At 64.8% G+C, this 26461-nt stretch carries 22 protein-coding genes; 11 read left to right on the top strand and 11 right to left on the bottom strand.

Annotation, left to right across the window (positions count from 1 at the left end; all coding sequences use genetic code 11):
• Positions 1–11: 11 nt before the first annotated feature.
• Positions 12–1214, bottom strand: a complete 1203-nt coding sequence (locus LZC95_49210; GenBank protein ID WXA94414.1) for a beta-eliminating lyase-related protein — start codon at positions 1212–1214, stop codon at positions 12–14.
• Between the two features lie 122 nt (positions 1215–1336).
• Positions 1337–1594, bottom strand: coding sequence for a hypothetical protein (locus LZC95_49205; protein WXA94413.1), 258 nt, complete (start codon positions 1592–1594; stop codon positions 1337–1339).
• Between the two features lie 689 nt (positions 1595–2283).
• Here LZC95_49205 and LZC95_49200 point away from each other — a divergent pair.
• From LZC95_49200 to LZC95_49190, 3 genes are all read left to right on the top strand, one after another.
• A complete protein-coding gene (locus LZC95_49200; GenBank protein WXA94412.1) occupies positions 2284–3477 on the top strand; it encodes a hypothetical protein in 1194 nt (397 codons plus the stop codon).
• Positions 3478–3773: 296 nt separating this feature from the next.
• Complete coding sequence (locus LZC95_49195) at positions 3774–4880, top strand: hypothetical protein (protein WXA94411.1); 1107 nt, start codon at positions 3774–3776, stop codon at positions 4878–4880.
• A gap of 1350 nt (positions 4881–6230) precedes the next feature.
• Entirely contained in the window at positions 6231–7895 is a 1665-nt protein-coding gene (locus LZC95_49190; protein ID WXA94410.1) for a DUF1906 domain-containing protein, read from the top strand.
• Between the two features lie 76 nt (positions 7896–7971).
• Here the strand turns inward: LZC95_49190 and LZC95_49185 are convergent, their stop codons facing one another.
• Entirely contained in the window at positions 7972–8817 is an 846-nt protein-coding gene (locus LZC95_49185; protein ID WXA94409.1) for a trypsin-like peptidase domain-containing protein, read from the bottom strand.
• Between the two features lie 212 nt (positions 8818–9029).
• Positions 9030–10496 (bottom strand): hypothetical protein, encoded by a 1467-nt coding sequence (locus LZC95_49180; GenBank protein ID WXA94408.1) that lies wholly within the window; start codon positions 10494–10496, stop codon positions 9030–9032.
• A gap of 247 nt (positions 10497–10743) precedes the next feature.
• Here LZC95_49180 and LZC95_49175 point away from each other — a divergent pair, with 247 nt between their 5' ends.
• The gene (locus LZC95_49175) at positions 10744–11700 is read left to right on the top strand and encodes a CHAP domain-containing protein (protein WXA94407.1); all 957 of its coding nucleotides are present in this window, start codon (positions 10744–10746) and stop codon (positions 11698–11700) included.
• Here LZC95_49175 and LZC95_49170 read toward each other — a convergent pair.
• Both LZC95_49170 and LZC95_49165 read right to left on the bottom strand, forming a co-directional pair.
• Positions 11694–11918 (bottom strand): hypothetical protein, encoded by a 225-nt coding sequence (locus LZC95_49170; GenBank protein WXA94406.1) that lies wholly within the window; start codon positions 11916–11918, stop codon positions 11694–11696. The genes LZC95_49175 and LZC95_49170 overlap by 7 nt on opposite strands.
• Positions 11915–12844 (bottom strand): LysR family transcriptional regulator, encoded by a 930-nt coding sequence (locus tag LZC95_49165; protein WXA94405.1) that lies wholly within the window; start codon positions 12842–12844, stop codon positions 11915–11917. Before LZC95_49165 ends, LZC95_49170 begins: the two co-directional genes overlap by 4 nt.
• A gap of 97 nt (positions 12845–12941) precedes the next feature.
• On the opposite strand from LZC95_49165, the gene LZC95_49160 reads away from it, so the two are divergent.
• Complete coding sequence (locus tag LZC95_49160; GenBank protein WXA94404.1) at positions 12942–13802, top strand: NAD(P)H-binding protein; 861 nt, start codon at positions 12942–12944, stop codon at positions 13800–13802.
• Here LZC95_49160 and LZC95_49155 read toward each other — a convergent pair.
• Together LZC95_49155 and LZC95_49150 are read right to left on the bottom strand one after the other, a co-directional pair.
• Entirely contained in the window at positions 13782–14720 is a 939-nt protein-coding gene (locus LZC95_49155; GenBank protein ID WXA94403.1) for a ketopantoate reductase family protein, read from the bottom strand. The genes LZC95_49160 and LZC95_49155 overlap by 21 nt on opposite strands.
• Positions 14721–14737: 17 nt before the next feature.
• Entirely contained in the window at positions 14738–15166 is a 429-nt protein-coding gene (locus LZC95_49150; GenBank protein ID WXA94402.1) for a hypothetical protein, read from the bottom strand.
• 240 nt (positions 15167–15406) lie between these two features.
• On the opposite strand from LZC95_49150, the gene LZC95_49145 reads away from it, so the two are divergent.
• The gene (locus LZC95_49145; protein WXA94401.1) at positions 15407–15688 is read left to right on the top strand and encodes a hypothetical protein; all 282 of its coding nucleotides are present in this window, start codon (positions 15407–15409) and stop codon (positions 15686–15688) included.
• 96 nt (positions 15689–15784) lie between these two features.
• Positions 15785–16222, top strand: coding sequence for a PA2169 family four-helix-bundle protein (locus LZC95_49140; GenBank protein WXA94400.1), 438 nt, complete (start codon positions 15785–15787; stop codon positions 16220–16222).
• Between the two features lie 96 nt (positions 16223–16318).
• Here the strand turns inward: LZC95_49140 and LZC95_49135 are convergent, their stop codons facing one another.
• Positions 16319–16822 (bottom strand): peroxiredoxin, encoded by a 504-nt coding sequence (locus tag LZC95_49135; protein WXA94399.1) that lies wholly within the window; start codon positions 16820–16822, stop codon positions 16319–16321.
• Positions 16823–16906: 84 nt separating this feature from the next.
• Here LZC95_49135 and LZC95_49130 point away from each other — a divergent pair, with 84 nt between their 5' ends.
• Entirely contained in the window at positions 16907–18991 is a 2085-nt protein-coding gene (locus LZC95_49130) for a DUF3160 domain-containing protein (GenBank protein WXA94398.1), read from the top strand.
• Here LZC95_49130 and LZC95_49125 read toward each other — a convergent pair.
• Positions 18966–20135 carry a metallophosphoesterase gene (locus LZC95_49125; GenBank protein WXA94397.1) on the bottom strand — a complete coding sequence of 390 codons (1170 nt, stop codon included), beginning with the start codon at positions 20133–20135 and terminating at the stop codon, positions 18966–18968. The genes LZC95_49130 and LZC95_49125 overlap by 26 nt on opposite strands.
• Positions 20136–20242: 107 nt before the next feature.
• On the opposite strand from LZC95_49125, the gene LZC95_49120 reads away from it, so the two are divergent.
• Positions 20243–21532, top strand: coding sequence for a hypothetical protein (locus LZC95_49120; GenBank protein WXA94396.1), 1290 nt, complete (start codon positions 20243–20245; stop codon positions 21530–21532).
• A 14-nt stretch (positions 21533–21546) separates the two neighbouring features.
• Here LZC95_49120 and LZC95_49115 read toward each other — a convergent pair whose 3' ends face one another.
• The gene (locus LZC95_49115; GenBank protein WXA94395.1) at positions 21547–22932 is read right to left on the bottom strand and encodes a hypothetical protein; all 1386 of its coding nucleotides are present in this window, start codon (positions 22930–22932) and stop codon (positions 21547–21549) included.
• Between the two features lie 176 nt (positions 22933–23108).
• On the opposite strand from LZC95_49115, the gene LZC95_49110 reads away from it, so the two are divergent.
• Together LZC95_49110 and LZC95_49105 are read left to right on the top strand one after the other, a co-directional pair.
• Positions 23109–23825: a sigma-70 family RNA polymerase sigma factor gene (locus LZC95_49110; GenBank protein WXA94394.1), complete on the top strand. Its 717-nt coding sequence runs from the start codon at positions 23109–23111 to the stop codon at positions 23823–23825.
• The gene (locus LZC95_49105) at positions 23822–26419 is read left to right on the top strand and encodes a serine/threonine-protein kinase (GenBank protein WXA94393.1); all 2598 of its coding nucleotides are present in this window, start codon (positions 23822–23824) and stop codon (positions 26417–26419) included. Before LZC95_49110 ends, LZC95_49105 begins: the two co-directional genes overlap by 4 nt.
• Positions 26420–26461 lie beyond the last annotated feature (42 nt).

Here is a 26461-nt window from a genome sequence, read left to right as displayed (position 1 = left end):
CGTGTGCCATTTCATGCAACGAGCGCGGTCACCGATTGAAAGGCCTCGTCGTCGGACACGGCATCACTCTGGGCCCCCAACTGGAGCTCGGCGTCGCAGTAGCCCGGAACGCGCGCGGGTCCAAACCCGTGCGTGACCCAGATCCGCCGTTCGCGGGCGATTTGATCGCGTTTTGCGTTCAGCGCTGCGCGCTCGCCACGCACGTAAATGTGGAAAAGATTGGTGGGCGGCGGCGTGGGAGTCACGATGAAGCGCGGATCTTTGGCCAGACGCGCCGCCAATTTCCGTGCGCGCGTTACCCAAGTGGGGATTCGCGCGAGCGTGTCGTCGATGCGCATCGCCGCCGAGGCGGCATAGGGAAAGAAGCCGAATACGTTACCGCCGAATCGATGTCGCCACACCCGCGCGTTCGCAATCAACGGGGATGGACCTGCAACGATGGCGCCTCCCAAGGCACCGATGGTCTTGTACAGCGAGACGTAGACCGACGCGAACCCACGGCAAATCTCCGCGAGGGGGCGACCGTACGCGGGTGCACATTCCCAGAGGCGTGCGCCGTCGACGTGAAGCGGAATGTCCGCCTCTTTGCAGGCCGCCTTGAGCGATTCGAGCTCGTCCCACGTTTGCAACTGCCCCGTATAGCGCACGGGCAATTCGACCGAGACGACCGCGAGCGGCTCCTTCTGGTGCGCCTGCTTGACGTCGTTGCCGAGGATGGTGCGCATCCACGGCGAAAGGACAACGCCGTAGAGCCCATCGAGCAACTCGAAGGCAGCGTCTTCATGAAGAATGTGATGCGACGATGGGTGCAAGCCGACGGCACGGCTGCGGCTCTTCTCGGCATGCAGCCGCAAGAGAATGAGCTGCGCCATCGTGCCCGTGGGCATGAAGCACGCGGCGGGATAGCCGAGGAGCGCGGCGACCTTCTTTTCCAATGACTCGACGAGCTCTCCCGAGCCGTAGACGTCTGCGGTCACACCTTGCTGCTGGCACCATTCGCCAATGCGCACGAGCTCCGCGCCATCGATGATGCGCGCGGCGGTCGCGAGAGCACCGCGGCAATTCGCCAACAATTGTTCTTGCTCGCTACCCAACCGCGGCGCTTTGGCGGGGGGCGCGGGCGGGGCGGCACATGCCAACCCGGAGGAGAGAGCGCTGCCGAAGCCGGCACCCATGGTGAGGACCCAATCGCGACGGGACAATCGAGGGAGCATGTCCCGATTATCGGTCCATCCGTGGTCCGCGTGGCACTCTTTCGCGTTCGGCACTCGCCGCAAATGTACACACCCTGGCGCGTACGGCACCAGGGTGGCACTCTACTCTTCGAACTGCGGTGTTACTTGACGGGAATCGTGATCGGTCCCTTGCACTGGTCGCCATTGCAAACGAAGGCCTTGATGGTGCCCTCGCACTTGTCGCCCTTGAACTTGGCGGCATCGTCGTCGACGGAAACCTTCGCGCCCTTGTCCCACTTCCAGGGAGCCGCCTTGTTTGCGTGCCACGGCTTCACCGCCGTGACGGTGACCGCACCGCCGCTGCAGGACGCCTGCACGAGGGACTCGTCGCCGGCGCGTGAGGGAGAGCTGGTCGTCATCGCAACGATGGCAGCAGCGACCGCAAAAACGGACCCAATAGCCTTCTTGGACACTCGCATCATCCACTCTCCTTCAATCATTGTCTCTGTCAGTATCAAACGTTCGTGGGTTGGACGGGCGACTCTTGATTTGCATCAACCAAAATCGGGATGATTCACCTGCGATCCACCCGCCGTCGACCTTACGTGAACCCGTATCAGCAACAGTCTTGCCAACCCCGGACGCGCGGGTCGGCCCCTCCGTTCGTCGGTTAATTCCCGGTTTTCATGGGGCCCTGGTCCGGCGACCCCATGGATCGCGCGTACACCGCTGCCTGGGTAGGCGCCGGGTCGGCCATCGAAATTTTCGTCCCTTCGACAAAACTACAATCGCACGCAGGACTGTCGTCGATGGCGCATGGGGGTGCTCTTGTCACGATGTTCGAGCACGACGCCACCGGTGAACCGCGAGATCCCAAGGAATGCGGACACGCCATCTCGATAATGGCTTGGCTCATTGACGAATAGGACTTTGCCCTTCGTGCAATAATCGCATTGGAGGGAGCACCGGATGGACGAGGCCTGCACCAGCTTCGCGCTCGACGACGAAGCCGTGGACGAAGCCGAAGCTGCCCACGAGTTCGCTGCTAGGTGCAAAACTTCAATGGGACTCTTGCTCAGGCCATCGCTGACCCGCTACCGTCCCGTGTGTGCGATGGCGATTCGACGAGTGGCGCATCACCGACGCATTCCAGCGTGAATGGCGACTTTGGCTCGCCCCAGCCGACGAACGCACCCGCGCCACGCACACCTCGCGCTGGGACATGCCCGGCGAACCCTTCTTCCACCTTATCCCACAGGCCTTCTCCCCCTCGGGCGCCCGCGACGACGAAGTCGCCCGCGATCTCCTTTCCATTTACGACGCCCTGACGGGCTCGCGCATGAGCGAAGCGCTCCCCCGCCCCACCGCCGACCGCCGCCGCCTCCTGCGCAACTTCGCCCCCGAACTGAGCCGCGTCCTCTACACCGCCCTCGAATCGGGCACCCTCCGCTACGAGCGCGTGGAAGTCCCATGGCCCTTCCCCGAGAAGGACGAGAAGCCGTCCTCGAGGCGGGACGGCCCGCCGGCGAAGGAGAGCACCACATACCAACTTCGTTTGCTGAGTGAGCTCGACCGGCCAATCTCGGGATTGGTGGTGCTCGTGAACGCCGACGGTGCGCAACGAAAGATCGCGAGCGACGGAGCCGGTGTTGTCAAATGGACGGAGGCGCCTGCCGGGGGAGCGATCGCGCAAATCCATGACGTCGAACAACTACGACGCGCATTCGAGGGTAGAGAGCGCACGTCGCGACGTACGACGCCGTTGCCGGAGCAACCTGACATACACATCCGAACGATGAGCAGCGCCACGGAGCCTATCGAGCTTCGAGAGGACGAGTTGCAGACCCTCCTCTTGATCACCCGAACCGACCTAACCCATGCCGGCCGGGCCTGCGAGTGGGGCAAGCCGTCATGCGCAACCAAGGGGCCTTGGCTTTTCGATTCCGACGTGAAGGTCCCGCTATTGCGTGTGCATTGCGACGGCAGCTCTCGCGAGGTAGCCATCACGGGCGCGATGCCTCCCGGGGTTGCGCGCGGGGTGGAGGCCTCGGATCCACCGTCTCCGCCCACCTGGCTCGCATCGAGCCTCGAAGCCATGCACGATGCCCTCGTGCGCGGCGATCTCGATACGGCTCTTCGGTTTCTGGAAGGTCTCCCGCCTCTGCCCCCCGACGTCGAGGAGCCCCCTGCAGACACCCAGGCGGAGGCGCAAATGGTAGGCGAGCAACTCGCGCTTTTGGAGAGCCAGGGCTACTCGGATCCGCCATTCGGAGGCAGCTCGACCGAAGAGCGGTACGCATGAACGTCAAACTCCGAATCTCCATCTCATGGCCAAACGCCGGAAAAGAGCTTCTTCCTGAGGCGGAAGCCGATGTGCGGCTTCTCGTTCCGTCGTCCGCCGGGGATTTTGCGCTCACGCCGCGGGCATCGAGCGTAGGACGTCGCGAGTTCGATATTCCAGATGGAACGAGTTCTTTCAAGATCGCCGCGCGATTTTCTGCGAGCTTTCCAGCCGTGAGCGGTACCTCCGCGGGCCCCATGAAGGAGACCGTTCTTTCAATCGAGCAAGGCTACCGAATCAACAATGGAACCGAGGTCGTGCCCGAAACGATTTCTCGTTTCCAGGGTCCCCATCCGTTGGTTGAGACCGTCGGTCTTGCGTCCGTACGAGGCGTTGCCACCATTCGGCTTCGAACGGACTTCGTCGACGTGACACCTTTCTTCTCTGCATACTCTGAAATCCCCAATTCCGCGCTCACACCGCCCGATTGCACGGTCGTCGTTCTCGGACATACGGGCGAAATGCCGAAGATCTGGATCGCGTTGCTGCCGAAGGCCTGCGCGACGTCCACGACGGCAAACGTATCAGCGATGGTATTTTTTCGTCCTGCGAGCTACGGATATTCCGCAATTGCACAAAAGCATACGGCGACGGCGATCCCTCGCTACTTCCTATCTCCCATGCCCGACGCTGACGCGAGCGCCCAGTTCTGGGAGCGCGACCATTGCTTTCCTCAGACGGACGCTCGCGGGAACCAATATGCATACAATCTAATGCGTTGTGGCTTTGGCGCAGCGCTCGTCAATTCGTTCCGAGCGGTGGTGGTCCTGAATCCATGGCCTAGTGGGGATCAATTCGGGGTTGCCGCTTCGGCCCAGCTTCCATCGCTCACCACTTCGGCCATCCGTTTTCTTTGGGCCGCGGGACACCTTTGCGAAGGCGTAGCCAACGTGCACCTGGGGCGGCTCGGCTTGTCGTCGTTCAGTCGCGGCGGCCTGGCCATGTGGCCGACACTGGCGGCCAATCGTTCTCGCGTGAGCGAAGTGTGGGCCTTCGATACCATGGACGCAGCCGATGCGTCTGCACTCGCAGTTCAATGGTATCGCGCTGACAACACGCGTTCCCTTCGTCTCGTCGGGGGCGCCTACCATCGTGCTCAATACCGTGCGATCCAACAGACGCTGCAGAACTATCGAGCGTCGATGTCACAATTTTCGGCCGTATTGGTCGATCCGAACGACTTCGACCCCTCCTACAATCCCGCGTGGCAACACTACACGAAGGATGTAGCGAGCTTTCCCCCGAAGAATTGGTTGGCTGATACGCAGCATCAGTTTGCAATCTGTGGAGGCACACGCATCGGCGACCGGGTAACACCGTACTTCGAAAAGTTCATGCTCGATTCCGGGTTCAATTTTTTCTGACTCGTAGCGCGTGCAATGAGAAAGAATCGTCCAATGCAAGGCAGGCAACCTCACCGCTCGACGAGCATCACTTGCGCAGTCCTCCTCGCCGTAACGGCATGTCGAACACAGCGCGTTACTCCGTCGGGCACGGGAGCGGCCGGCGACGCGCGGACGGATGGCGCCCAAGCGACGACGGCCGACGAGCAGGCGATACCCGATGCAGCTTTGACCGTTGCTCCCGCAGGCGATCCGGCCAATGCTGCCAGCGGCTTCTCGCTACCGACGTGGCTTGGCAACCACGGCAACCCTTCGTTTCCCGCCGATGACCCATGCCGTCCGAATGCCGCTACGTGCAATTGCAACCAGATACTCCGATTCGCGCCTTCTGGGCGTGAAGCGCTGGTTTGCAATGGATCCGACCGCGACGGAAATCCCACGCGCCGCGTTCTCCTTCTTGCGGGCAACAAGCTCCTCACGGCACTTCGTCTCCTCGAGACGGACACGTGCGCTGTGGCGCGCAACGGCGTCCCTGTCGATGAAGTTCAAGGCAGTATTGCCCTGCATTTCGAGGCACAGGGGGACGCACTCGTGGTGGACGAGCGCAAACCGACACTACCTCCCGGAGCGCCTGTCATGAAGGGTGGCTGCGAAGATTGCCGTACGTTCGCAAATATGATGCGCACCGATGCCCGCACCGCGGCCGACCGTGCATGGGCGGATCAAAAAACGGCGGCGACGTCCCGAATCTGCGATCAGGTCGGCCACTACGTCTTGCAGGGGGACGCGCTCGTGAAGCAATCCAGTAAACCGCCGCTAGCTCCGGTTGCACCAGCACCAACCATGACGACGCGGTCACCGCGACGATAGCTGGATCCCTTACCTTAGAATCGAAAAGCGTCGAGGATTTCGCCTCTCGCATTGGCGTGTCGTCCAACGTGGATTGCCCCCACGGCACTGCGCAGATGCCGCAGTGAACCCTGACGCGGGCACCTCGCGAAATATCGCGTTTCGCGGCGGGTCGCGGAGTTTGTCGCGAGGACGCCATGATGACCGTCATTGCGCATTTCAAATTGCGGCACGTATCGAATTTGACAGCGTGGCGCCGGATTCTCGGATGGAAGAACCATTTCCCGCTGGACTCGACCGATCGACGTGATAATGGAATCGAGCTTCCAGTAAAGCAACGTGGCGGTGGATTCAGTACCATAGCCTACATGGGCGTGGGTTTCTCGATTCGGTAGTACGACGCTGGGGGAACGACATCTTTCGCTTGAATCCTCGATGAGGGTCGGCTCGTTGTGCGGCCATCGAGCGCGCTTGTCTTTGTTCCTTTCGAAAAACGCTTTCCGAGCGACGAGGAAACGAATCATGCAAAGACGCCCGATTCACCTTCTCTTTGGACTCTGCTTGTTGTTCCTCACGGCATGTGCCGTGGGAGGCTGCGCCGCGAGCGATGACGGCGCCGAGGGCGACGACCTCGGTGTGGCCAGCGACGGTGTTCAATATGTGCAAAAGGGAGTCGATTACTCTTTTGCACGGCCCTCGCCCTCGCGGCTTCGCGGCGAGGGGTACACGTTCGCAGCTCGCTATTTGAGCTGGCTGCCCAATTCCAAAGTTCTCTCGGGGGGAGAAGCATCACAACTTCGCAATGCGGGCGTCGATATCGTGCTCGTTTGGGAGTACACGGCGCAGGATGCACTCGGCGGCTACGGCGACGGCGTTACCCAGGCCCGCGAAGCCATCCGCCAGGCCAACGCGCTCGGCATGCCGGCGGGGAGGCCAATTTACTTCGGTGTCGACTTCGACGCGCGCGAAGACCAGCAAGGTGCGCTCAATTCTTACTTCGATGGCGTCGCCTCGGTCATCGGCCGCGAGCGAACCGGCGCGTACGGCGGCTACTACGTCATCAAGCGCCTCTTCGACGCCGGCAAAATCGGTTTCGGATGGCAAACCTATGCCTGGTCCGGCGGGCAGTGGGATTCGCGTGCGCAGCTCCGCCAGGTGCAAAATGGCATTACGGCCGCAGGCAGCGGCGGCTGCTGCGACCTCGATTATGCGGTCGCGAACGACTTCGGGCAGTGGGCAGGGTCGGGCGGCGGCCATCCGACGGATCCTCCGCCCGGTGGGCCGCCGCCGAGTGATTGCTCCGTCCACGGTGACGGGAAGCTCTATTGCAAGAACACGGCAGGCGCCGGGATGCACTCGGCCACGAACTATGGCAGCAGCGTGGTGAATCACCTGCGCACCTCCTACAGCTGGTTCGATTGCTGGGGAACGGGCGAACGCCACGCCGGCGGCAACACCACCTGGTACCACACGATGGGTGACGACAACCGCAATTGGGGCTGGGTACCCGGGGTCGATCTCAATACCCCCGATGACTTCGACGCCAACCCGAGCGCCCGCGGCTTGAGGCAATGCGACGGCGGCTCCCCTCCCCCTTCGTCCAACTGCAGCGTGCAAGGTGACGGCAAGCTCTATTGCAAGAACACCGGCGGCGCGGCCATGCACTCGTCGCTCAACTACTCCAGCAGCGTGGTGAACCACCTGCGCACGTCGTACAGCTGGTTCGATTGCTGGGGCACCGGCGAGCGACACGCCGGCGGCAACACGACCTGGTATCACACCCTTGGCGACGACAATGGCAATTGGGGTTGGGTCCCCGGGGTCGATCTCAGTACCCCCGACGCCTTCGATGCCAATCCCAGCGCGCACGGTCTCAAGCAATGCGGCGGCTCGGCCTCCGACTGCTCCGTGCACAGCGATGGCAAACTCTATTGCACCAACACCGCGGGCGCCGCGATGCATTCGGCCGCGAATTACTCGAGCAGCGTGGTGAACCACGTGCGCACGTCGTACAGCTGGTTCGATTGCTGGGGCACCGGCGAGCGACACGCCGGCGGCAACACGACCTGGTACCACACCCTTGGTGACGACAATGGCAATTGGGGTTGGGTGCCCGGCGTCGATCTCAAAACCCCGGATGCCTTCGACGCCAATCCGTCGCAACAAGGCCTCCGAAGATGCAATTGATCCGGTAACCCCCGTTCTCTGACGCGAAAACCCCGCACGGACACGGCGTCCGCGCGGGGTTTTGCTTTTCGATGGCTCAGAGCACCGCAGATACGGCAGCGATCTTCGTCATGCGCACGCCGCTGTTCGAGCCACCGCTCGACGTGCAGCCACCGTTCGTGTGCACACCCACGAGACGCCCGGCGCTGTTCAGAATGCCCGAACCCGAGCTACCCGGCTCGGTGTCGATATCGCCGTACGTCATGTAGTTGCCACTGAGACCCAAGCGATGGCCCGCCTCGACCTGCTTCCGGTCACCACTCGGGTGCTGGATGATGGCCAGAAGCGCATTCGCCGCGGGGTCGGCGACGAGCGGCGAAGTGGTACCCCACGTGCTACCCGGCGTTCCTGCCAACCGCACGATGGCGTAGTCCACACCACCGAGGGCATCCTCGACGATGGCGGTAATTTGATAATGGCTTTGCGGCAACGTCGCCGTCTTCGCAGCGTTGTATTCGTAATTGAACGACACGTAGTCCCCCACCGTCGAACTGTCCACGCAGTGGCCCGCCGTCAGGAACAGATTGGACGCGATCAGCGTGCCCGTGCAGTACTTGCCACTCGTGGGGGACGTCTCCATCGCACCGACCGGCTTCTTGCGAGCGGCCACGAAGGCTTGGCTCACACCGAGGGCTCCGTTGTACGAGTTGACGTACTGCTTGTCGTCCACGCCGCAGATGCTCTCGGTCGACGCGAGATCGCGGTTCACGCGGTAGTGCTCCGGATCGCGCATCTTGCGCACGAAGTCCGGGTGATCCGCCACCCTGAGGGCCTGCTCCTCGGCGCCCGTCGAATCGACATCTTCCGACGTGGCGTCGTCCGCGCCAGCGCAAGCTGCAAGTACGGAAACCGTAGAGGCCAAGAACAGCATTCCAATTTTCATGAGTCATCCAATCCTTTCGCCGCACGGCGGGCGGAGGGTTGCCCTCGTTCGGAAGGATCGGCCCAACTGCGACTCCCCCCCGTGAGCATGCCCGCGATGCACTCGAAAGCCTGCGTCCGAATCGGCGGGCGCGGGAGTCGTCCATTTGGCTGACTCCTGCGCGCGTGCACCGGATCGTGCCACATCGAGGTGCCCTCGAGGGGGGATGAGATTCAACGATGCCGAATCGGCACGTACTCCACACCATTGCGCAGGAACGAGCTGCCGCGCACCGTCAGCGTGGTGGGATGATCTTCGGCCACCCTTCCGCAATCGGCTTCTTCGATGATGCGCGCCTCGCCCGTGGACTTGTCGTTCCAGCCGGCAAACAGGATGATATGCCCATCAGGAACTTTGTTGAGCGCATCGCCCGGTTGAATCTGATCGGGCGCGACGACCTCGCTCACGCTGGTATCCTTCGGTGCGAATTCCCATGTGACGCGGCCGGGTGCGGGCAGCCCCCACGCATAGGAAATCAGCCCGGAGCAATCGGAACGGTACGCGTTCCATTCCGCGTTGTCCGCGCTGCCGGTGCGCGTGCAGGTGCCGCCGCAAGCCATGTCGGGCTTGTCTTTGGCACTCTGGCAATAAGGCATTTTCGCATCGACCCATTGGCGCGCCCGCGCGACCGCGTCGTTGTTCGCACCGCCGCCGTTACCGCCGCCACCATTGCCACCACCGCCATTGCTGCCGCCACCTCCCTGCTGGCCGCCGCCGCTGCTTCCGCCACCACCATCGCTACCGCCGGACGAATTCCCGCCGCCGCCGGACGAATTGCCACCATTACCCGAGTTGCCTTGCGTGCCCCCGTCGTTTCCGCCGCACGACGATGTGCAAGACTTCACCGCATCCTCCGTCGACGTCACGGCTTTGCGGGCCTGCTCCGCGCACGACTGGGCGTCGGATGAAATCGATTGATCCCCCGTCGATTGGCAACTACCCGAACCGGAGCAGGTGAGCAGCAGAAGGCCGTCCTGACCCATCTTGGCGCACTTGACGACGAGGTCGATGCCGTCGCCCACGAGGGCAATGAGGCTCGTGGCACAATCCGTCGTCAACGAGATGCACGTTCCGGTCACCAGACCTGCGTCGGTGGGTTCCACCAGCGAACTCGTTTTCACCAGGCCCTTGCCGCCGCTGTCCCTCGCATGCGGAGGATGCGCCTTTGCGTCGCGATCGAGCATGTCCACGATGCGTCGCGCGCTGGGGTCGTTGGCGAACGAATTCTCGAACATCTGGAACCCGAGGTTCGTCGTTCCGTCGGTCTTGCGCGATGCCGTATTGTCCGGCGAATTCACGTAATTGAGGGTCGACTCGGCGCGGCTCTTCATCTTCGCGTGTACGCCGGGCCCCGTCACCGTCGTCGTGACGGTACTTTGCATATCGTCGGTGGCGCGCGCCTCGCGACGGAACTCCACGATGGGCGAATTCGAGGCATCGTATCCGCGAATGACCGTGGTCCCTCCGGATTCGGCCCGCACGCCCCAGATGGTCACGCCCAGTGCCGAGCGCGTCTCGTCCGACGCCTCCATCACCAGCGGATCGTTCATGCCTTCCGTCGTGTTCTTGCCGCCGCAGGCCGCAATCCACGTCGCCCCCAATACGAGCCCGCTCAGCAACTTCACGGAATGGCGAATCATGACGTTTTCTCCTCGTGGTTGGATATGCCGTCGCATTCAGCAAGGGCTGCACCAACACGCAAACTCCCCGAAAAGGCCCGTTCATTCGCTCGGTTCCCCGGCGAAATAGGAAGCTCCGTTTCCGCGGCGGAACGGTTGGTTCCCCGGTTCGTTTTTCTCTGGCGGAATATTGCGTATATACCGCGTATACACGGCACCCGCCCCGACGGCCCGCGCGTTGCACCTGCGCAGGTCCGGAGGTGATTTCATGAGAGCATGGTGGGCGGTCGCTAACGTCGTGGTGTTGTCGCAGTGCGTGCTCGCGGGCTGCTCGTCGTCGTCATCCTCGAACGAAACCGCAACGCCCATGCACTTGCGCGGCGCTTACCGTGCGACCACCGAGGGGACGATTCGCGAAATCACCTTTGGCGACGAAGGCCGCTATTCACTGTGGCGCAGCCCGTGCGGCACCGCGAGCCGCTGCCGGGAAAGCGGCACGTACGCCTTGAACGATGCGCACAGCGAAATCGGCTTTACCAATGAACGCACCGGCGAAAAGGTCTCCATGCCCTTCCATGCGCTGCACGTCGGAGGCGGCGGCGGCCTGGGCGCGCAAGGCCTCGTCGGCGGCGATGGGAAGGGCCTCGTTCAGGATCAAGTGAGCCTCGTCTCGTCGTTTCAGGCCGGCCAGCAGAACTTCCAGGCCAATGAATGCACCGTCGGAGGAGAGATCGCCCAACATGCGAACGACAACCTCGGCAAGGGCGCGTGCGACACGACCAGCACCGGGGAGCACGCTTTTGGCTCGAGCTGCACGGGCAACGGCGGCAGCCCCGAAGAGTGGTGCGCCGACTTCGCCAAGTGGGTCTGGGCCTCGACCGGCAAAGTCGACGTCGACGGCTTGTCCCCTGCGGCCGGCAGCTTTTACCTTTATGGCAAGAACCACGGCACGCTCAATGACACACCGCACGTCGGCGACGCCGTCGTCTTCAACTCCAACGGCGGCGGTTACGCCGACCACGTGGCCCTCGTCACCGTGGTGAACGACGATGGGACCATTCAAAGCGTCAGCGGCAATTGGAACGGTCCCAATGGCCCGAGCACGTCCAAAGTCATGACCAACATGCCGTCCTATTCCGGCACGGTCGGCAGCACATCGAGCACGATGGGCGGCTACCGCATCGACGGCTTCATCTCCCCGGCGTGCAACACCGGGAGTCAGTGAGGAAGCGGAAAGGCCACGCCTTTGCAGGCATTCTTCGAGCCGCACTTCCCGTTGCACTTGCCGCCGTCGTGGCCTCCACAGCCGAATTTGTCGCCCTGCTCGGCGCTACTCGGGCCGTCGCCCACGATCTTCCCGCTGGCCTGTGCGCTGCTGATGACGGCAGCGCCGGCCAAGATGCCCACGATGGCCGAAGCAGCCAATTTCTTTCCCGTCGTCATGGTGCGTCTCCTTTTTCGTCGGACATCTTAATCCGCTCTTCGATGAAGTCGATGAACGCGCGGACCTTGGCGGGCGGGAGGTGGCGCGAGGGGTAGAGCGCGTACAATGGAAAGATCGCGCCAGGCCAGTCGGGAAGGACCTGAACGAGGGCGCCGTCCTGCAAAAGCTGCTGAATGCCAATCGCCTTGAACCGCGCAATGCCCACACCTTGCAGGCAGGCGCCGAGCAAGGTTCCAAATTCCGCCACCATGAGGCGGCTCGTGGCCCGGACGTGAACGACGTCGTCGCCCTTTTGAAATTGCCACTCTTCGATGGGGCGGCCGGTCAATGAATCGCGCACCTGGATGCAGGCATGCCGAGCGAGATCGCTAGGAACCTTCGGGCAGCCGTGCGCCCGCAAATACGCCGGCGAGGCCACCGTGACGGTGGGTGTCTCGAGCAGCTTTTTCGCCACCAACGACGACTCCGGCGGGGTGCCGAAGCGCACGGCGATGTCGAAACCTTCGCCCACGAGATCGCCCAGTTGATCGCGCGCGATCAGCTCGAGCGATAGCTCGGGATACAGCGCGAGGAACTCGGCGAGGTGCGGCGTGAACATGAGCCGCGAAAAAAAGGCATCGACGTTCACGCGCAGGCGACCGCGCACGGCGACCGATGCGCCGGAGGTGACGGTCACCGCGTCCTCGATGCCGGTCAGCAGCGGCGCCACCTCGGAATACAGCTTGCGGCCCTCGTCGGTCAGCGCCACCGCGCGCGTCGTTCGATCGAGAAGCCGCACACCCACGCGCGTTTCCAACCGCGAGACCGCCCGGCTCACACCGGAGCGCGAGAGTCCCAGCGCGTCCGCCGCCCGCGCGAAGCTGCCTCCCTCCACGATGGCGGCGAGAACGCCGACGTTGGAAATCACGCGCGCGTCGAATGCCATCGTGGCCCCCGTTGATTCCGCATCACCAATACTGTGACTCAATAGCACCGGCGGCAACAATGCGCCGCGCCTAGAAATCCCCGCGGAGGAAACGAACATGTACGCCATCACGGGGATCACGGGAAAAGTCGGTGGAGAAGTCGCGCGCACCTTGCTGGCGGCTGGCAAGCCCGTCCGCGCCGTCGTGCGGGACGCGCGCAAGGGCGAGAAATGGGCTCGGCTCGGTTGTGAGGTGGCGCTGGCCACGGTGGAGGATGCTTCCGCACTCGCACGCGCCTTCGCAGGCGCGACGGCGGTGTTCCTTCTGCCGCCGCCCGCCTTCGATCCGCAGCCCGGTTTTCCGGAGGCGCGCGCGCTGGGCCAGAGTTTCATGACCGCATTGATCGCGGCCAAGCCGGCGCGCGCCGTTTACCTTTCCACCATCGGCGCCGATGCCCCGCACGAGAACCTGCTCACGCAGCACGGGCTCATCGAGGCCGCGCTGAGCGACGTGGCATTGCCGCTCACCATCCTGCGGCCCGCGTGGTTCCTAGAAAACGCCGCGTGGGACGTGCCCGCCGCCCGCGAGGCGGGCTTCATGGCGAGCTACCTGCAGCCGCTCGACACGCCATTCCCCATGGTGGCCACCCAGGATGTGGGGCGCGTCGCCGCGGAGCTCCTTCAGGAAACGTGGAAAGGCCGGCGCATCGTCGAGCTCGAGGGCCCCTCGCGCGTCTCGCCCGACGATCTCGCCAGCGCGTTGGCCCGCGCCTTGGGAAAGCCGGTCCGGGCCACGGCCGTTCCCCGCACCACCTGGCGCGATCTCTTCCTTGCGCAGGGCATGAAGAACCCCGACCCGCGCATCCGCATGGTCGATGGGTTCAACGAAGGTTGGATCGCGTTCCAAGGAAAGAACGCCCTCCAGGGCCGCATTCACGCCGATGCGGCCATCGCCGCACTATGCAAGGGAGCCCCGTGAGCGGGCGATGCCCTCGAGACCCGCGAGCATCTGACCGAGCATCGCGTTCACGGGCGTGGGCACGCCATGGCGGCGGCCGAGTTCCACCACGGTGCCGGCAAAGATCTCCACCTCGGTTTTGCGACCGGCCTCCACGTCTTGCAGCATCGACGTCTTCCCCTCGGGGCCGAGCCGCGCGATCAGCGCGAACATGGCCTCGAGATCCGCCTCGGTGAGCTGGACGCCCTCGTGCGGGGCCACGGCCATCACTTCCCGCGCCGCAAGTCGCGCGAGCTCGCGCACCTCGGGCACGGTCACGAAGGCGCCGAAGGGCGCGCGCAGCACGGCGGAAACCTGGTTGCCGCCGACGTTGAGCATGAACTTCCACCACTGCGCGTGCACGATGTCGTCGGGGATCTCGTACGGGATTCCCGCGCGCTCCAAGAGCGCCCTCACCGCCTGCACGCGCGCATCGGAGCGATCGCCCGAGCGCGCGCCGAACACGAGGCGGCCGATGCTCGAGTAACGCACCACACCGTCCTCGCGCACGGCATCGATGCCCACCACGAAGGCGTTCAGCAGCTTCTCCGGCCCAAAGGCGCGGCCCAGGATCTCCTCACTCGAGATGCCGTTGAGCAACGACACGATGAGGGTGCCTTCGCCCACGTAACCGCGCACGTCCTCGATGGCCTGGGCCAAGTGATGCTGCTTCACCCCGACGAGGAGCAAATCCGCAGCTTCTCCCTTCCCGCCGGGCTCGAGGCAACGGGGGTGCACCGTGCGACCATCGATGGTGAGGCCATCGCGCGCGATGCGAGCGCCGCGGGCTCCTCCGGCCACGATGGCGATGCACGTCGGATCGAGCGCGAAAAATCGCTCCGCGTAGGTCGCGCCCAACGCGCCCGCACCGCAAAGGACGACCCGGTTCAGCGTGCGCAACGTCGCGATCTCCTCCGTCAGTCGTGCCGATGTTTCTGCGAGAGCTCGTCGCTCTTGGCATCCCACTCGGCCGCCGGCACGGTCACGTAACACGGCTTGCAGAGGTACTCGGCGCGGGTGCCGAAGCGCGCTTGGATGGCGCTGGAGTCGCGCTCCTTTTGGCATAGGGCGCAGAGAAACTTCGCGTGGCCTTGCAGGGCGCACGCATCGCAAATGTGGCGGCCTTCGATGTTCACCGCATAAAGCGTGATCTCGGGCCACCCCGCGCGCTTCGCTTGCTGCTCCGGGGTCATGTGCGGAAAGCCCGCGGAGTAAAGCGGCATGCGATCGGCGGCCGGAATCATGGGCAGATGACAGCTCGCGCAGCGTTTCACGCGCACGGCCAACGCGACGTACACGTAGTCGTCGTCGATGGGCTCGAGAATTTTTGGAATGAAGTCGTTCACGGTGCGATCCCTCCCAAAGAGGGACCGGATTGTAGCTGAGCAGTCAGGCAGGCAAGCGCTTTCCTGCACGGGCTCGGTAGGGTGAGTACTTCACGCACACCGGGGCATTTTGCCGCCATTGAATTTCTGCGCGCTTTCCGATGCCCGGGCCGTTTCAGCCGTTTCGAGTGTCGGCCCAATTCCGGCATGTACTGTCCGCCGTGGGGGACCAACCGATCGCTTGAAGGGATGCCACACCCCATGAACTCACTACGGAACCTACCCATCATCCTTCGCTACGAAGACGACGGCACCATTCTCGCGCAGTGCCCGCTGCTCCCCGATTGCCAGTGCCGGTCGACGTCGCGCTTCGACGCCATCCGGACCATGCAGCAACTCATCAAGCACGCACAGTCGACCAAGAAGATCAAGTACGAGGTCATCCACCTCGCCGTGGCAGCAACGTCGGAGTCCGCTGATGGCGGCCGTAAAAAGTTGCCAAAGCAACGACCCGTCGACCGTCCGTTGATTGAAGTGCTCTGAGCGAATCGCGCTCGTCCAGTCCGGCGCTGCGGCATGAAATGCGCAGGGTCCCCCACATGCTGCACGGCACGTGTGGCACCTGAAAGGAGGATAGCGATGACAGCCACCGAACGAAGCGTGACCCAACTCAATTCGTTTCTTCGCGGGGAGATCTCCGCGGTCGAGACGTACCGCCAGGCGCTCGAACACTTGAAGACCACCACCCATCGACAGGAACTCGTGTCGTGCCAACAGTCGCACGAACAGCGGGCGGCCATTCTCGCCGAGTACATTCGGCAGCTTGGGGGCACGCCGGCCGGGTCCTCCGGCGCATGGGGAGCCTTCACCAAATTGATCGAGGGTGGCGCAACTGCACTGGGCGAAAAGGCCGCGATCACCGCGCTGGAAGAGGGCGAAGACCACGGTAACCGGGACTACCAGTCCGACCTGGGCAACCTCGACTCGACCACGCGCGCACTGATTGAAACCCGCGTGCTCCCGCTCCAGCGAACCTCGCACGCCACCATGAGCGCCTTGAAGCGGCAGCTCTCGTAACTCCGTTTCTTTCCCGATCCCGATCCCGCTCCCGCTCCCGGTCTTGCCCGAGAGATCGGGAGCGGGAGGGTGAGCGGGAGCGGGTCGAATCCGCTCTTACACTTGCTTCAACATCGTCTGCGCGTCGCTGACCTCGAACTTGCCGCCCGCTTCGACGTTCACGCTCTTCACGACGCCGTCGTCGACGAGCATGGAGAAGCGCCGGCAACGCACGCCCATGCCGTTCGGCGTGAGATCGAGCTCGAGGCCGAGCTTCTTCGTGAAGTCGGCGCTCCCGTCACCCATCATGCGGATGCGCGAGCCCACCTTCTGATCGCGGCCCCACGCGCCCATGACGAAGCCGTCGTTGACGCTGACGCACACGATTTCGTCGACGCCTTTGGCCTTCAATGCATCGTAGGCCTCCAGGTAGCCGGGCACGTGCTTGCTCGAGCACGTGGGCGTGAATGCGCCGGGGAGACCGAAGAAGACGACCTTCTTCCCCTTGGTGAGGGCCTCGACTTCGACGGCCTCGGGCGCCGTCGGACAGTGCGTCGCTTCGTCGTAGCCCTTGGATTCACGGAGGGTGGCATTCGGAATTCGCTCGCCAGGCTGAATCATGATCGACCTCGTTTGTCGTGGTTGGATGCTTTTTTGCCGCGCGGAGCCTAGCATCGATCCGGTGCGAGTTTCGTCCAAGGCTTGATGAGCCGCCTATCGAAGGTCGCACTCTCGTCCGCCGTCACCGCAGCCGTGGGCATCGCAGGGTGGGCGCTCTGGGCGCATTCGCACCGCAACCGAGTCATTCTGCCCGAGGATCCTCCGGCGCACGTGGAGGACCACTCGGCCGCCGAGCACGTCGAGGATCTTCCCACCGGCCCAGGCGGGACGGAGTCGCAGCTTCTGGCGAAGTACGGCATCGCGATCGGCGGCCGCAGCGCCAGGAGCTTCCACCGGGGCTACGCGGATCTTTTTCACAGGCACGAGCCCGTGTACGTCACCGCGGACGCCATCCTCGAAGGCTGGCAGTCGTCCTACGACGACATTCTCGCGCGCGTCGAGTACCGCGCCCTCATTCCTGCGCTCGAGCGGCTCTTGGATGCACTTCGCAGCGAACTCGCCCGTGCCGCGGGCGACGAGGAGGCCCGGCGTGACCTCGATACCTACCTCACCGTGGCTGCGAGCTTGGCCTCGGGCAAACCGATTGCCCCGGTCGCAGGCGCCGACCCGCGCGCCATTGCCGAGATCGTGGAGAACGCAACCTCCGCCCAGGGCTCGGGGCTCGCCCTTTTCGGCGGCGGCATGTCGTTCGACTTCACCATGTTGAAACCGCGCGGGCACTACACGCGCTCGCCGGAGCTCCAACAGTATTTTCGGGCGATGTCGTGGCTCGGACGCGTCGAGTTTCGCATCGCCGAGGGCAACGATGGCGACTGGACGGTGAACCGACGCGTGGCGCGCGCGGTGGGCCTGCTGCGCCGCCTCTTCACGCCGGATGCGCAGGTGCAGTGGCGCACGCTCGATTCGACGCAGGAGGCGCTGGTGGGTCCGCCCGATTCCATGTCCCTGCCGGGATTCGATGCGGGCATGAAGACGCTGGCGGGCGGGCTCGAAGGTGCTTCCGATGCCGATGTGGTTCGCGCCTTCTTGCCGCACGCGCGGCAGCGCATCAGCACGCAAATCGTCGAAAGGGGCCATGCGATCCTGGCCTTCGTCACGCTCGGGCAACGGTACGTCTACGACTCGCACGTCTTTTCGGAGCTCACCTTCGGCAAGTTGCGCACGACGCGGATGATGCCCACGCCGCTCGACGTGGCCGCCGCCGTGCTTCACCATCCCGGCGCGCGAACGCTTCTCGAGGACGAGGTCCAGCGTTATGGCGCCGAGTACCAGCGCGCGCTTGCCGTGATGACCACGCAGTCCGATGCACCGAATCCTGCGCTCTGGCAGGGAAGCCTCTACCATCGTTGGCTGGGCACCCTGCGGGAGCTCTCGCCCCAGCCGACACGCGATGGTGGCCTGCCGGCGCCTCTCACCAGCGGCGCGTGGGGAATGCGGCTCTTGAACACGCAGCTCGCATCGTGGGCCGAGCTGCGCCACGCAAACATCCTGTATGCCAAGCAATCCGTGACCGGGATCATTTGCGAGTACCCCAATGGCTACGTGGATCCGTACCCGTCGTTTTGGGCGGCGCTCGAGGAGCTTGCACGCAAAGGTGGCGCGGCGATGGAAACGCTGCCGTTGGTGCTCGGTGACCGGGCGCCGCTGCAAGAGTATTTCCAGCATGTCGCGGGCGTGGCCGGTCGCCTTCGCGAAATGGCCGAAAAGGAGCGGCGAAACGAGCCGCTCGACAAGCGCGATGTCGAGTACCTCAATTACATGGTGTCCATCGACGGCAAGCACGCGGGCTGCGGCGGGCCCTACGAGGAGCCCGGTGGGTGGTACGCGGATCTCTATATGAACAAGAAAGAGGTCCTCGACTTCAAACCCGTGATCGCCGACGTGCACACCGAGCCCGTGGACGAACTGGGACGGAACGTCGGGCGCGTGCTGCACGTCGCCGTGAGCCCGCCGCGCGAGATCGCGATCACGATCCGGCACGACGGAGGGGCGCACACGCAGACGTACCGCGGCTACGTCTCGGCGTATTCCGAACGCATCACGGAGAACTACGACCGATACACCGACGAACGCTGGGCGTCCGAAGGAGCACCATGGACGCCGCCCGCATGGCTCGCCCCGCTCACGGTGAGCGGCACGGCGTTTACGCCTGACGCTGGACCTCGATGAGCGTGATTTCGGCCGGAGCGCCCACGCGCATCGGCGGCCCCCAGTAGCCTGTGCCGCAGCTCGTGTAGAGCAGCATTTCCCCCACGCGATCGAGCCCGGCGACGAAGCCTTGCTCGAGCTTGACGAAGAAGCCCCACGGAAAGATCTGCCCGCCGTGCGTGTGGCCCGAAAGCTGGAGGCCGACGCCGGATTTCGCCGCCTCGATGGCCTGCTTCGGCTGGTGCGCGAGCAAGATGAGCTCCCGTGCGGGATCGCGGCCGTCGAGCGCGCGCGTCAAGTCGGCGCCGTGCCCGGGGAATTCGCGCGAGCGCCAGTCGTCGACGCCCGCCAAGTGGAAGCTCGATTCGCCCTCGCCAATGGTCACGTGTTCGTTGCGCAGCACGCGCACGCCGAGGCGCTTCAACTCGGCGAGCCAGGCATCGACGCCCGAATAGTACTCGTGGTTGCCGGTGACGAAGAAGACGCCGTGCTTCGCGCGAAGTTCGCGCAAGTGCGCCACGTGCTCGCCGAGCTCCTCGACGGAGCCGTCCACCAGATCGCCCGTGATGGCCACGAGATCCGGCTGGAGCTCGTTCACGCGGGCCACGACCTTCTGCAGCCATTGCCCATCGATGGTCGGCCCGATGTGCACGTCGGAAAGCTGCACGATGCGGAAGGTGCCGAGGTCCGCGGGGAATTTCTTCAGCGCCACGCGCACGGGCTTCACCACGACGGGCGCGAGTGCGCTGGCCATGCCATAACCGGCCACCCCGACGGCGCCGACGCCGATGATGCCTGCCAGCGCCCGGGCCAGAAAATTCCGGCGCTCCGGGTCGTCGGGAACCACATTGGAGGCCTTGAGCAGCGCCAACGCTGCGCGGATTGGCTCGGAAGCCAAGGTCATGAAAAAGGCGATGATGACCAGGCCCATCCAACTGAACACCACCGCCGCCACGACCGTGGCGAGCGGACGCGGGAGATTGCGTGCCCCGATGACCCCCAGCGGCGTGAGGATGGCGCCCACGAGAAAGACCCAGCTGCCGATGCGCTGCACGGCCTCGAGCTCGGGTGCGCGCGCCAGCCGCGCGTAGAGGTAATAATGAAGACCACCGGTCACCGCGATCATGAACGCGAGGAACGGCAAGAGCGAATACCAGGGGCGCACCGTGCGATCCTAGGTGAGGCGCGGCGCGCGTCCAGGACGGGGCTCCGCTCTTCACGAAACTTCACAAGCTCATCGATGCGGGCCGGGCGGCCTGGTACACTGCGGAGGTGCTCCTCACGGCCTTCGGAGCCCTGGCGCTGACGATTTCGCTGGTTGTCGGCCGTCCGCACATCGCCCGCATCGGGCGGCTCGATCCGGCCATCGGGGCCATTCCTGGCGTGCTGCTCATGTTGGCCACCGGCGTGCTGGCCTGGCACGACCTCCTGCGCGGGGCCACCCTGCTCTGGCGGCCGCTCCTGACGGTGGCCTCGGTGATGGCCATGACGTCGGTTGCGCACCGGCTGGGCATCCTCGATCGGGTGGCACGCAGCATCGAGATCCGCACGCGGGGCGCGGTGCCGCGCGCTTTCGGCACGGTGTACGTCATCGGGGCGCTGACGGCGGCGATCTTCAACAACGACGCGGCCATTTTGCTGCTCACGCCCATCATCGTTCCGCTCATTCAGCGGCTCTACCCACGGCGGCAGTACCTCGTGGGACCGTTTGCGTTCGCGGTGTTCGTCTCGGGGGGCATCGCGCCGCTCTGCACTTCGAACCCGATGAACCTGGTCGTCGCGGAGCGGGTGGGGCTCGGCTTCAACGCGTACGCGCTGCGCATGCTGCCGGTGGCGGCGGCGGGCTCACTCGTGTCGTATTTCATGCTGCGCGTGGCCTTCCGCAAGGAGCTCGAGGACTCCATTCCGGCGCGCGGTCCGGAGCATGGCTCGCTCGCACCCATGGAGCAGAGCGCCAACGCGGTGCTGGTCATCCTCGGCGCGATGCTTCTCGCGTACCCCATTCTGTCGTTCTTCGACGGCCCGGTGTGGATCGCGGCTTCGTGCGGGGCGCTCATCATTTGCATCGTGGGCGTGCGCGACGGCCGGGTGACCATCGGGCAGGCCTTCGGCTCCGTCGCGTGGGACGTGCTCGCGTTTCTCTTCGTCATTTTCGTCACCGCGCTGGGCCTGGAGAACGTAGGCCTCACCCACGCCATCGCGCAGCTTTATGCCGCCGCGGGCGAGCACGTCGGCGCGCAAATCGGCCTCACGGGCGCGGTGTCGGCCGTGGGATCGGCCATGTTGAACAACCACCCGGCGGCCGCGCTCAATGCGCTGGCCATCGGCGAGCTCCCCGGCGACAAAACATGGCGCACGCTCGCCGCCCTCGTGGGCGGCGATCTCGGCCCGCGCTTTCTCCCCATGGGATCGCTCGCAGGCCTGCTCTGGATCGAGATGTTGCACCGCCTCGGCGTGGAGATCCGAACGACCGACTTCGTGCGCACCGGCGTGTTGGTCACGGTGCCCACTTTGATCGTGTCGCTCGGACTCCTTTGGCTGGAGGCGTACCTCTTGAATTGACGAGGTGCGACAAACTAGGGCTTGAACGGCGCCACGGCCTTTTGCGCGGCGTAGATCAATGCGGGGCGCATCTTCGGCCAGAAGAGGCTCGTCTGGCACGAGTAGGGCGGGAGGAAGCCGCTGCAGCTGCCAAACGTGTTCGGATCGCCCACCTCGATGGTGAACACCGAAACGCCGAGCTTCTCGTACGCCCAGTCGTCGGTGCTGCCCGAAGCGGCGTAGAGGACCTCGCCCGAGCGGCCATACTCGTAGCCCGTGATCGACCCGAGCTGCCGCGCGATGGCGCGCTGCGTGGAGTCGTTGGCGGAGGCCACGTTGGAGTAGTACCAAGGGAACATGACCGTGTTCGCGTCGGAGTGAAGCGTCATCAGAAGCCCCTTGGCCGTCTGCGGCGAGGGATCGCTCTGGTTCGGCCCGCGCACCGCCGGGAAAAGCTTGCGCCAGAGGCTCTCCGACGACTGCGTCTCCGGCTCCGAATCCGCCCGCGGCCCGCGGTAGGTCTCACCGCAGACGTTCGTGGTCGTGCTGGCGCCGCCCCAGTGACTGGCGAAATTGCGATTCAAGTCCACGCCGTGGTTGGGCACACTGCAGGTGGTGCTCGTCTCGTTCGCGGTGTCCGCGTTCTTGCGCTGCAGGCGCGGATTGTTCCCCCCCTGCTGGACGATTTCCAGGCCGTCCGGATTGGCAATGGGAACGACCCAGAGCTCCTCGGTATCGAGCAGCTGCTTCACGGTGGAGTCGCTGGCGTAATTGTCCACCAAGTAATCGATCCAGCGCCAGGACACTTCACCGGTGGTGATCTCGCGTGCATGAATTTGCGTGTAGAGCAAAAAGCGCGGCTTCGTCGAATTGGGGCTTAGCGCACAATCGCCCGAGCCTTGCTTGGTGATGCAAATGGCCTTCAGATCGTAACCGCCGTTGCCCTTGGTCTTTTTCCACGATTGGCCGTACGTCACGACCTTGGCCAAATCGGGATGGTCGGTGGCAACCTTGTCGAGGTGCGCATAGTGCGCATTGACCGTATGGTAGCCGCCATAATACGTCTCATTGACATCCGCGAGCGTCGTCTCTTCATTGCTGACGCGCAATTGCGGAGGCGTCCACCGCGGCAATACGACTTCTTTGTGCAACGAAATGTCGAATCCCAGTGCGCGCAACTGCTCCGCCGTCGCGTCATCGCCGAGAACGAACAGGTCATTTCCCTGGCGTCTTTCCAGCAGATCCACGCCGGAACTGGCCAATTCGTCGGCCCGCGCCACCGCATTGTGAACGCGGTATTCGTACATACGAGCCTGCGAATCGGACGCCGTTCCATCTTCCGATTCCGCGGTGGCACTGCAGCCCGCCGAAATTGCCAAAATAACGAGTGCAAATGCACCAATGCCCCATCGTCTCATCATCGCCTCCCTGTTCAGGAACGTCGGAAAACGAACTATTTCATCGCGGGAGCGATGCATAATTCGGCGGTGGGCACGCGGGGGCAGACTAGTTTTTCCGGCCGTCGGATCGCAAGGCGAAACACCATCTTACAGCCCTGAGAGGCTCCCATGGTGCGACGTGGTACGATGACGCGATCATGGCGGATCTGCGTTTCCCGACAACGACGATGTCCATCGTCTTTGGACTCCAAAGCGAGGATGCCGCGGAGCGGGCGCGCTCGATGGATCGATTGGCCACGGCGTACTGGAAGCCCGTGTACAAATACGTGCGCATGCGCTGGCAAAAGCCACCGCACGAGGCAGAGGAAATGACGCAGGACTTCTTTCTGCGCGTCCTAGCCAAGCATACGTTTCAGGGTTATGAAACCTCGCGGTCGCGCTTTCGGACCTTCGTACGCGTGTGCCTCGATCGGTTCGTGGTCGATGCCGCACGGCACGATCAGGCCAAAAAGCGCGGTGAGGGTGTGGCTCCCCTTGCGCTGGATTTCGCCTCGGCCGAGGCGGAGGTGGGCGATGGGGGCGTGGCCGATCCCGAGCGCTTTTTCGAGGCGGAGTGGGTGCGTCATCTCTTCGAGGTGTCGCTCGGGCAATTGCGCACGGCGCTCGTCGCGGCCGGGCGAGAGGGGCATTTCGTCGCCTTCGATCGGTACCATGTCGCGGAAACCGGCGCGGAGAAGCCCTCGTATGCTTCGCTCGCCGAGCAGCTGGGCATTTCCGTCCCCGAGCTGACCCACCGGCTCCAGTACGCACGGCGCGAGTTTCGCGCCATCGTGCTCCTCACCTTGCGCGAGCTGACCAGCGATCCCGAGGAATTTCGCAGCGAGGCGCGCCTGGTGCTCGGGGTCGACGTTTGATCCGGGAGCCCAAATCCTGGATCGAGAATTTCCGCCAGGCCGTGGAGGAGCCCGAGCTCTTTGCCGGCCGGTTTCGCGTGGAAGGCGAGGCGGGCGTGGGCGCCATGGGCATCGTGTACCGCGCCATCGACGGCGAGAGTGGCGCGACGGTGGCGCTCAAGATTCTCCGCGAGACCAACGAGAGGCGCTTCGAGCGGGAGGCGCGCGCGCTTGCGGGGCTGTCGCATCCCGCCATCGTCGGCTACGTGACCCATGGCATCTCGGAGGAGGGAGAGCCGTACTTGGTCATGCAGTGGATCGAGGGCGAAACGCTCGGCCAGCGGCTGGCGCGCGCGCCTCTCGAGCTGCGTGAGACCATCGCGCTGGGGCGGCGCATCGCGCAGGCGCTCGAGGCGGCGCACGGGATGGGGCTGATCCACCGCGACGTGAAGCCGAGCAACGTGCTTTTGCCCGGGCGGCGCGCGGAGGATGCCCAGTTGGCCGACTTCGGGATTGCGCGCTTCGTGGATGCGGAGCGCCGCCCGACGAGCGCCACGGGCGAGCGCGCGGTGGGCACGCCCGGGTACATGGCGCCGGAACAAGTGCGCGCGCACCGCGACCTCGATGGACGCGCGGATCTTTTCGCGCTGGGGTGCCTGCTCTTTCGCTGCATCACGCAGCGCGAGGCCTTCGACGGCCCCGACGCGTTCACCATCATCGCGAAGCTGCTGCTCCACGAGCCGCCCCGCGTTCGTACCCTCGCCCCCGAGGTGCCGCCGGCGCTGGATGCGCTCGTCGCTCGGCTCCTGAACAAGGACCCGGCGAAGCGTCCAGGCACGGCCCGGGAAGTGGACACCGAACTCGATCGCGCCGCACGGGAGCTCGCGCGCCCCGGCCTCCGCAAACGCCGTCGACTTGGGCGCGCCGCGGCACTGGGTCTCGCCGCCATGGCGCTGGTGGCCGCCGGCGGTGCGTGGATGCGGCGTGCGCCGGCCGCGCACATCGAAGCGCCGGCACCGGCCGTGCGTGTCACGGATCTCCCCGCCTCGCCGTCGTGCCATCCCGAGGCGGTGGCGGCATACCGCGATGGCCTGCAGGCGATCCGGGAGGCCACCTGGGAGCGCGCGCACCACGCCTTCGAACGCGCTTTCGAGCGCGATCCGTCGTGCCCCGAGGTCGTCGTTCGCCTGGTGATGACCAGCGAGATCTACGCCCCCATCGGGCAGCAGCGCGAGTACCTGCGCCGCGCGCAGGCGCTGCGGGGCGCTTTGCGCGAGCGCGATCGGGCGGTGCTCGACTCGACGGCGGTGTTCATCGTCTCCGAGGTTCCCGATCGGCCCGCGGCCGTGCGGATCCTCGAGGAGGCGCTCCGGCATTTTCCACGCGATGCCGAGCTGCTGTCGCTCGCCTCGCACACCAGCGCCGCCGCCGCGACCGATGCGGGCACGCTGGAGACCGATCTGGCGCGGGCGCGGGAGGCGGCCGACATCGACCCGCTTTACGCGGATGCCTGGCAGCTGCAGGGCCGGATCCTCGCGCAGCTCGGGCGGGTCGAGGACCATTTGTCGGCGCTGGATCGGTGCATCCAAGTGGCACCCGGCGCGGGTGATTGCCTGCGCGATCGCATTTTGGTCCTGCGGCGGCGCGGTATGTGCCAAGAGGCCGTCGCGGAATCCCGCCGCTGGATGGCGCGCGATCCCGAGAGCGCCTTGGCATACCGCGATTTGGCCGCATCCTTGGCGGCCACGGGCGCCCCGCACGAGACGCTGCTGGAGGCGCTTTCGATGCGGTGGAAGGCGCAGCCTGCGGGCGAGGCCGAGACGATGCGTCTGCACGATCTGGTCAAGGTGGCGGTGTGGACCGGCGACTTCGAGCAGGCGCTGCGGCTGGCCGAGCAACTCGAGAAGCACGTGACCGGCGCGGCAAACGCGGAGGCGCACGTGCGCGCCAACTTGATGCAGGTGGAGACGTTGCAGGAGATCGGCCGCAGCGGGGAGGCCGCACGGCTCGCGGCGCGCGTGATGCGTCAGAAGGACGCGTGGACGCACGGCGACATGAGCATCGATCGGCACGAGTCGGGGGCGTACTACTACGAGCCCGTGATGCTGGCCGCGCAACTCGAACAGGGGCAGCTCACCCCTGCCCTCTGGGCGGAGGGCATTCGCACGTGGGAGAGCACCGCGCGCATGAACGCGTTCGAACGATGGGCCATCGCCTGGGGAAGCGCGGCCGGCAAAGGCATCGACGCCAACGCAGCATCGAAGCTCGCGCCGCCGGGCGATCCATCGCTGTTCGAGCCCTTCGGCGTGGCCGCCACGCACGTGGGCCTTCTCGATGCCTACGAAGGCCATCTTTACCTGGAGGCCGGCGAGAATGCGCGCGCCCTCGAGTCCTTGCAAACCGCCGCCAAAAGCTGCCAAGGCCTCGATCAACCCTTTGCAAACGTGCGCGCGCATCTGTGGCTGGGCCTCGCCAAAGAGCGGACGGGCGATGTGCCCGGGGCATGCGCCGCCTACCGCGTGGTGCTCGATCGATGGGGCGCGGCCAAGCCGCCCTCGCTCTCCGCCCGCGAAGCCGCCCAACGAAGCCGCACGCTGGGCTGCAGGCGCCCTTAGTCTAGAGCGCGCTCCATAAAAAAGAGGCGCCGCGAACCACAA

The sequence above is a fragment of the Sorangiineae bacterium MSr12523 genome (assembly GCA_037157775.1).
Taxonomy (GTDB): domain Bacteria; phylum Myxococcota_A; class Polyangia; order Polyangiales; family Polyangiaceae; genus Pendulispora; species Pendulispora brunnea.
The sequence above is the reverse complement of the archived record's forward strand: the minus strand, read 5'-3'. Positions and strand labels throughout refer to the sequence as shown.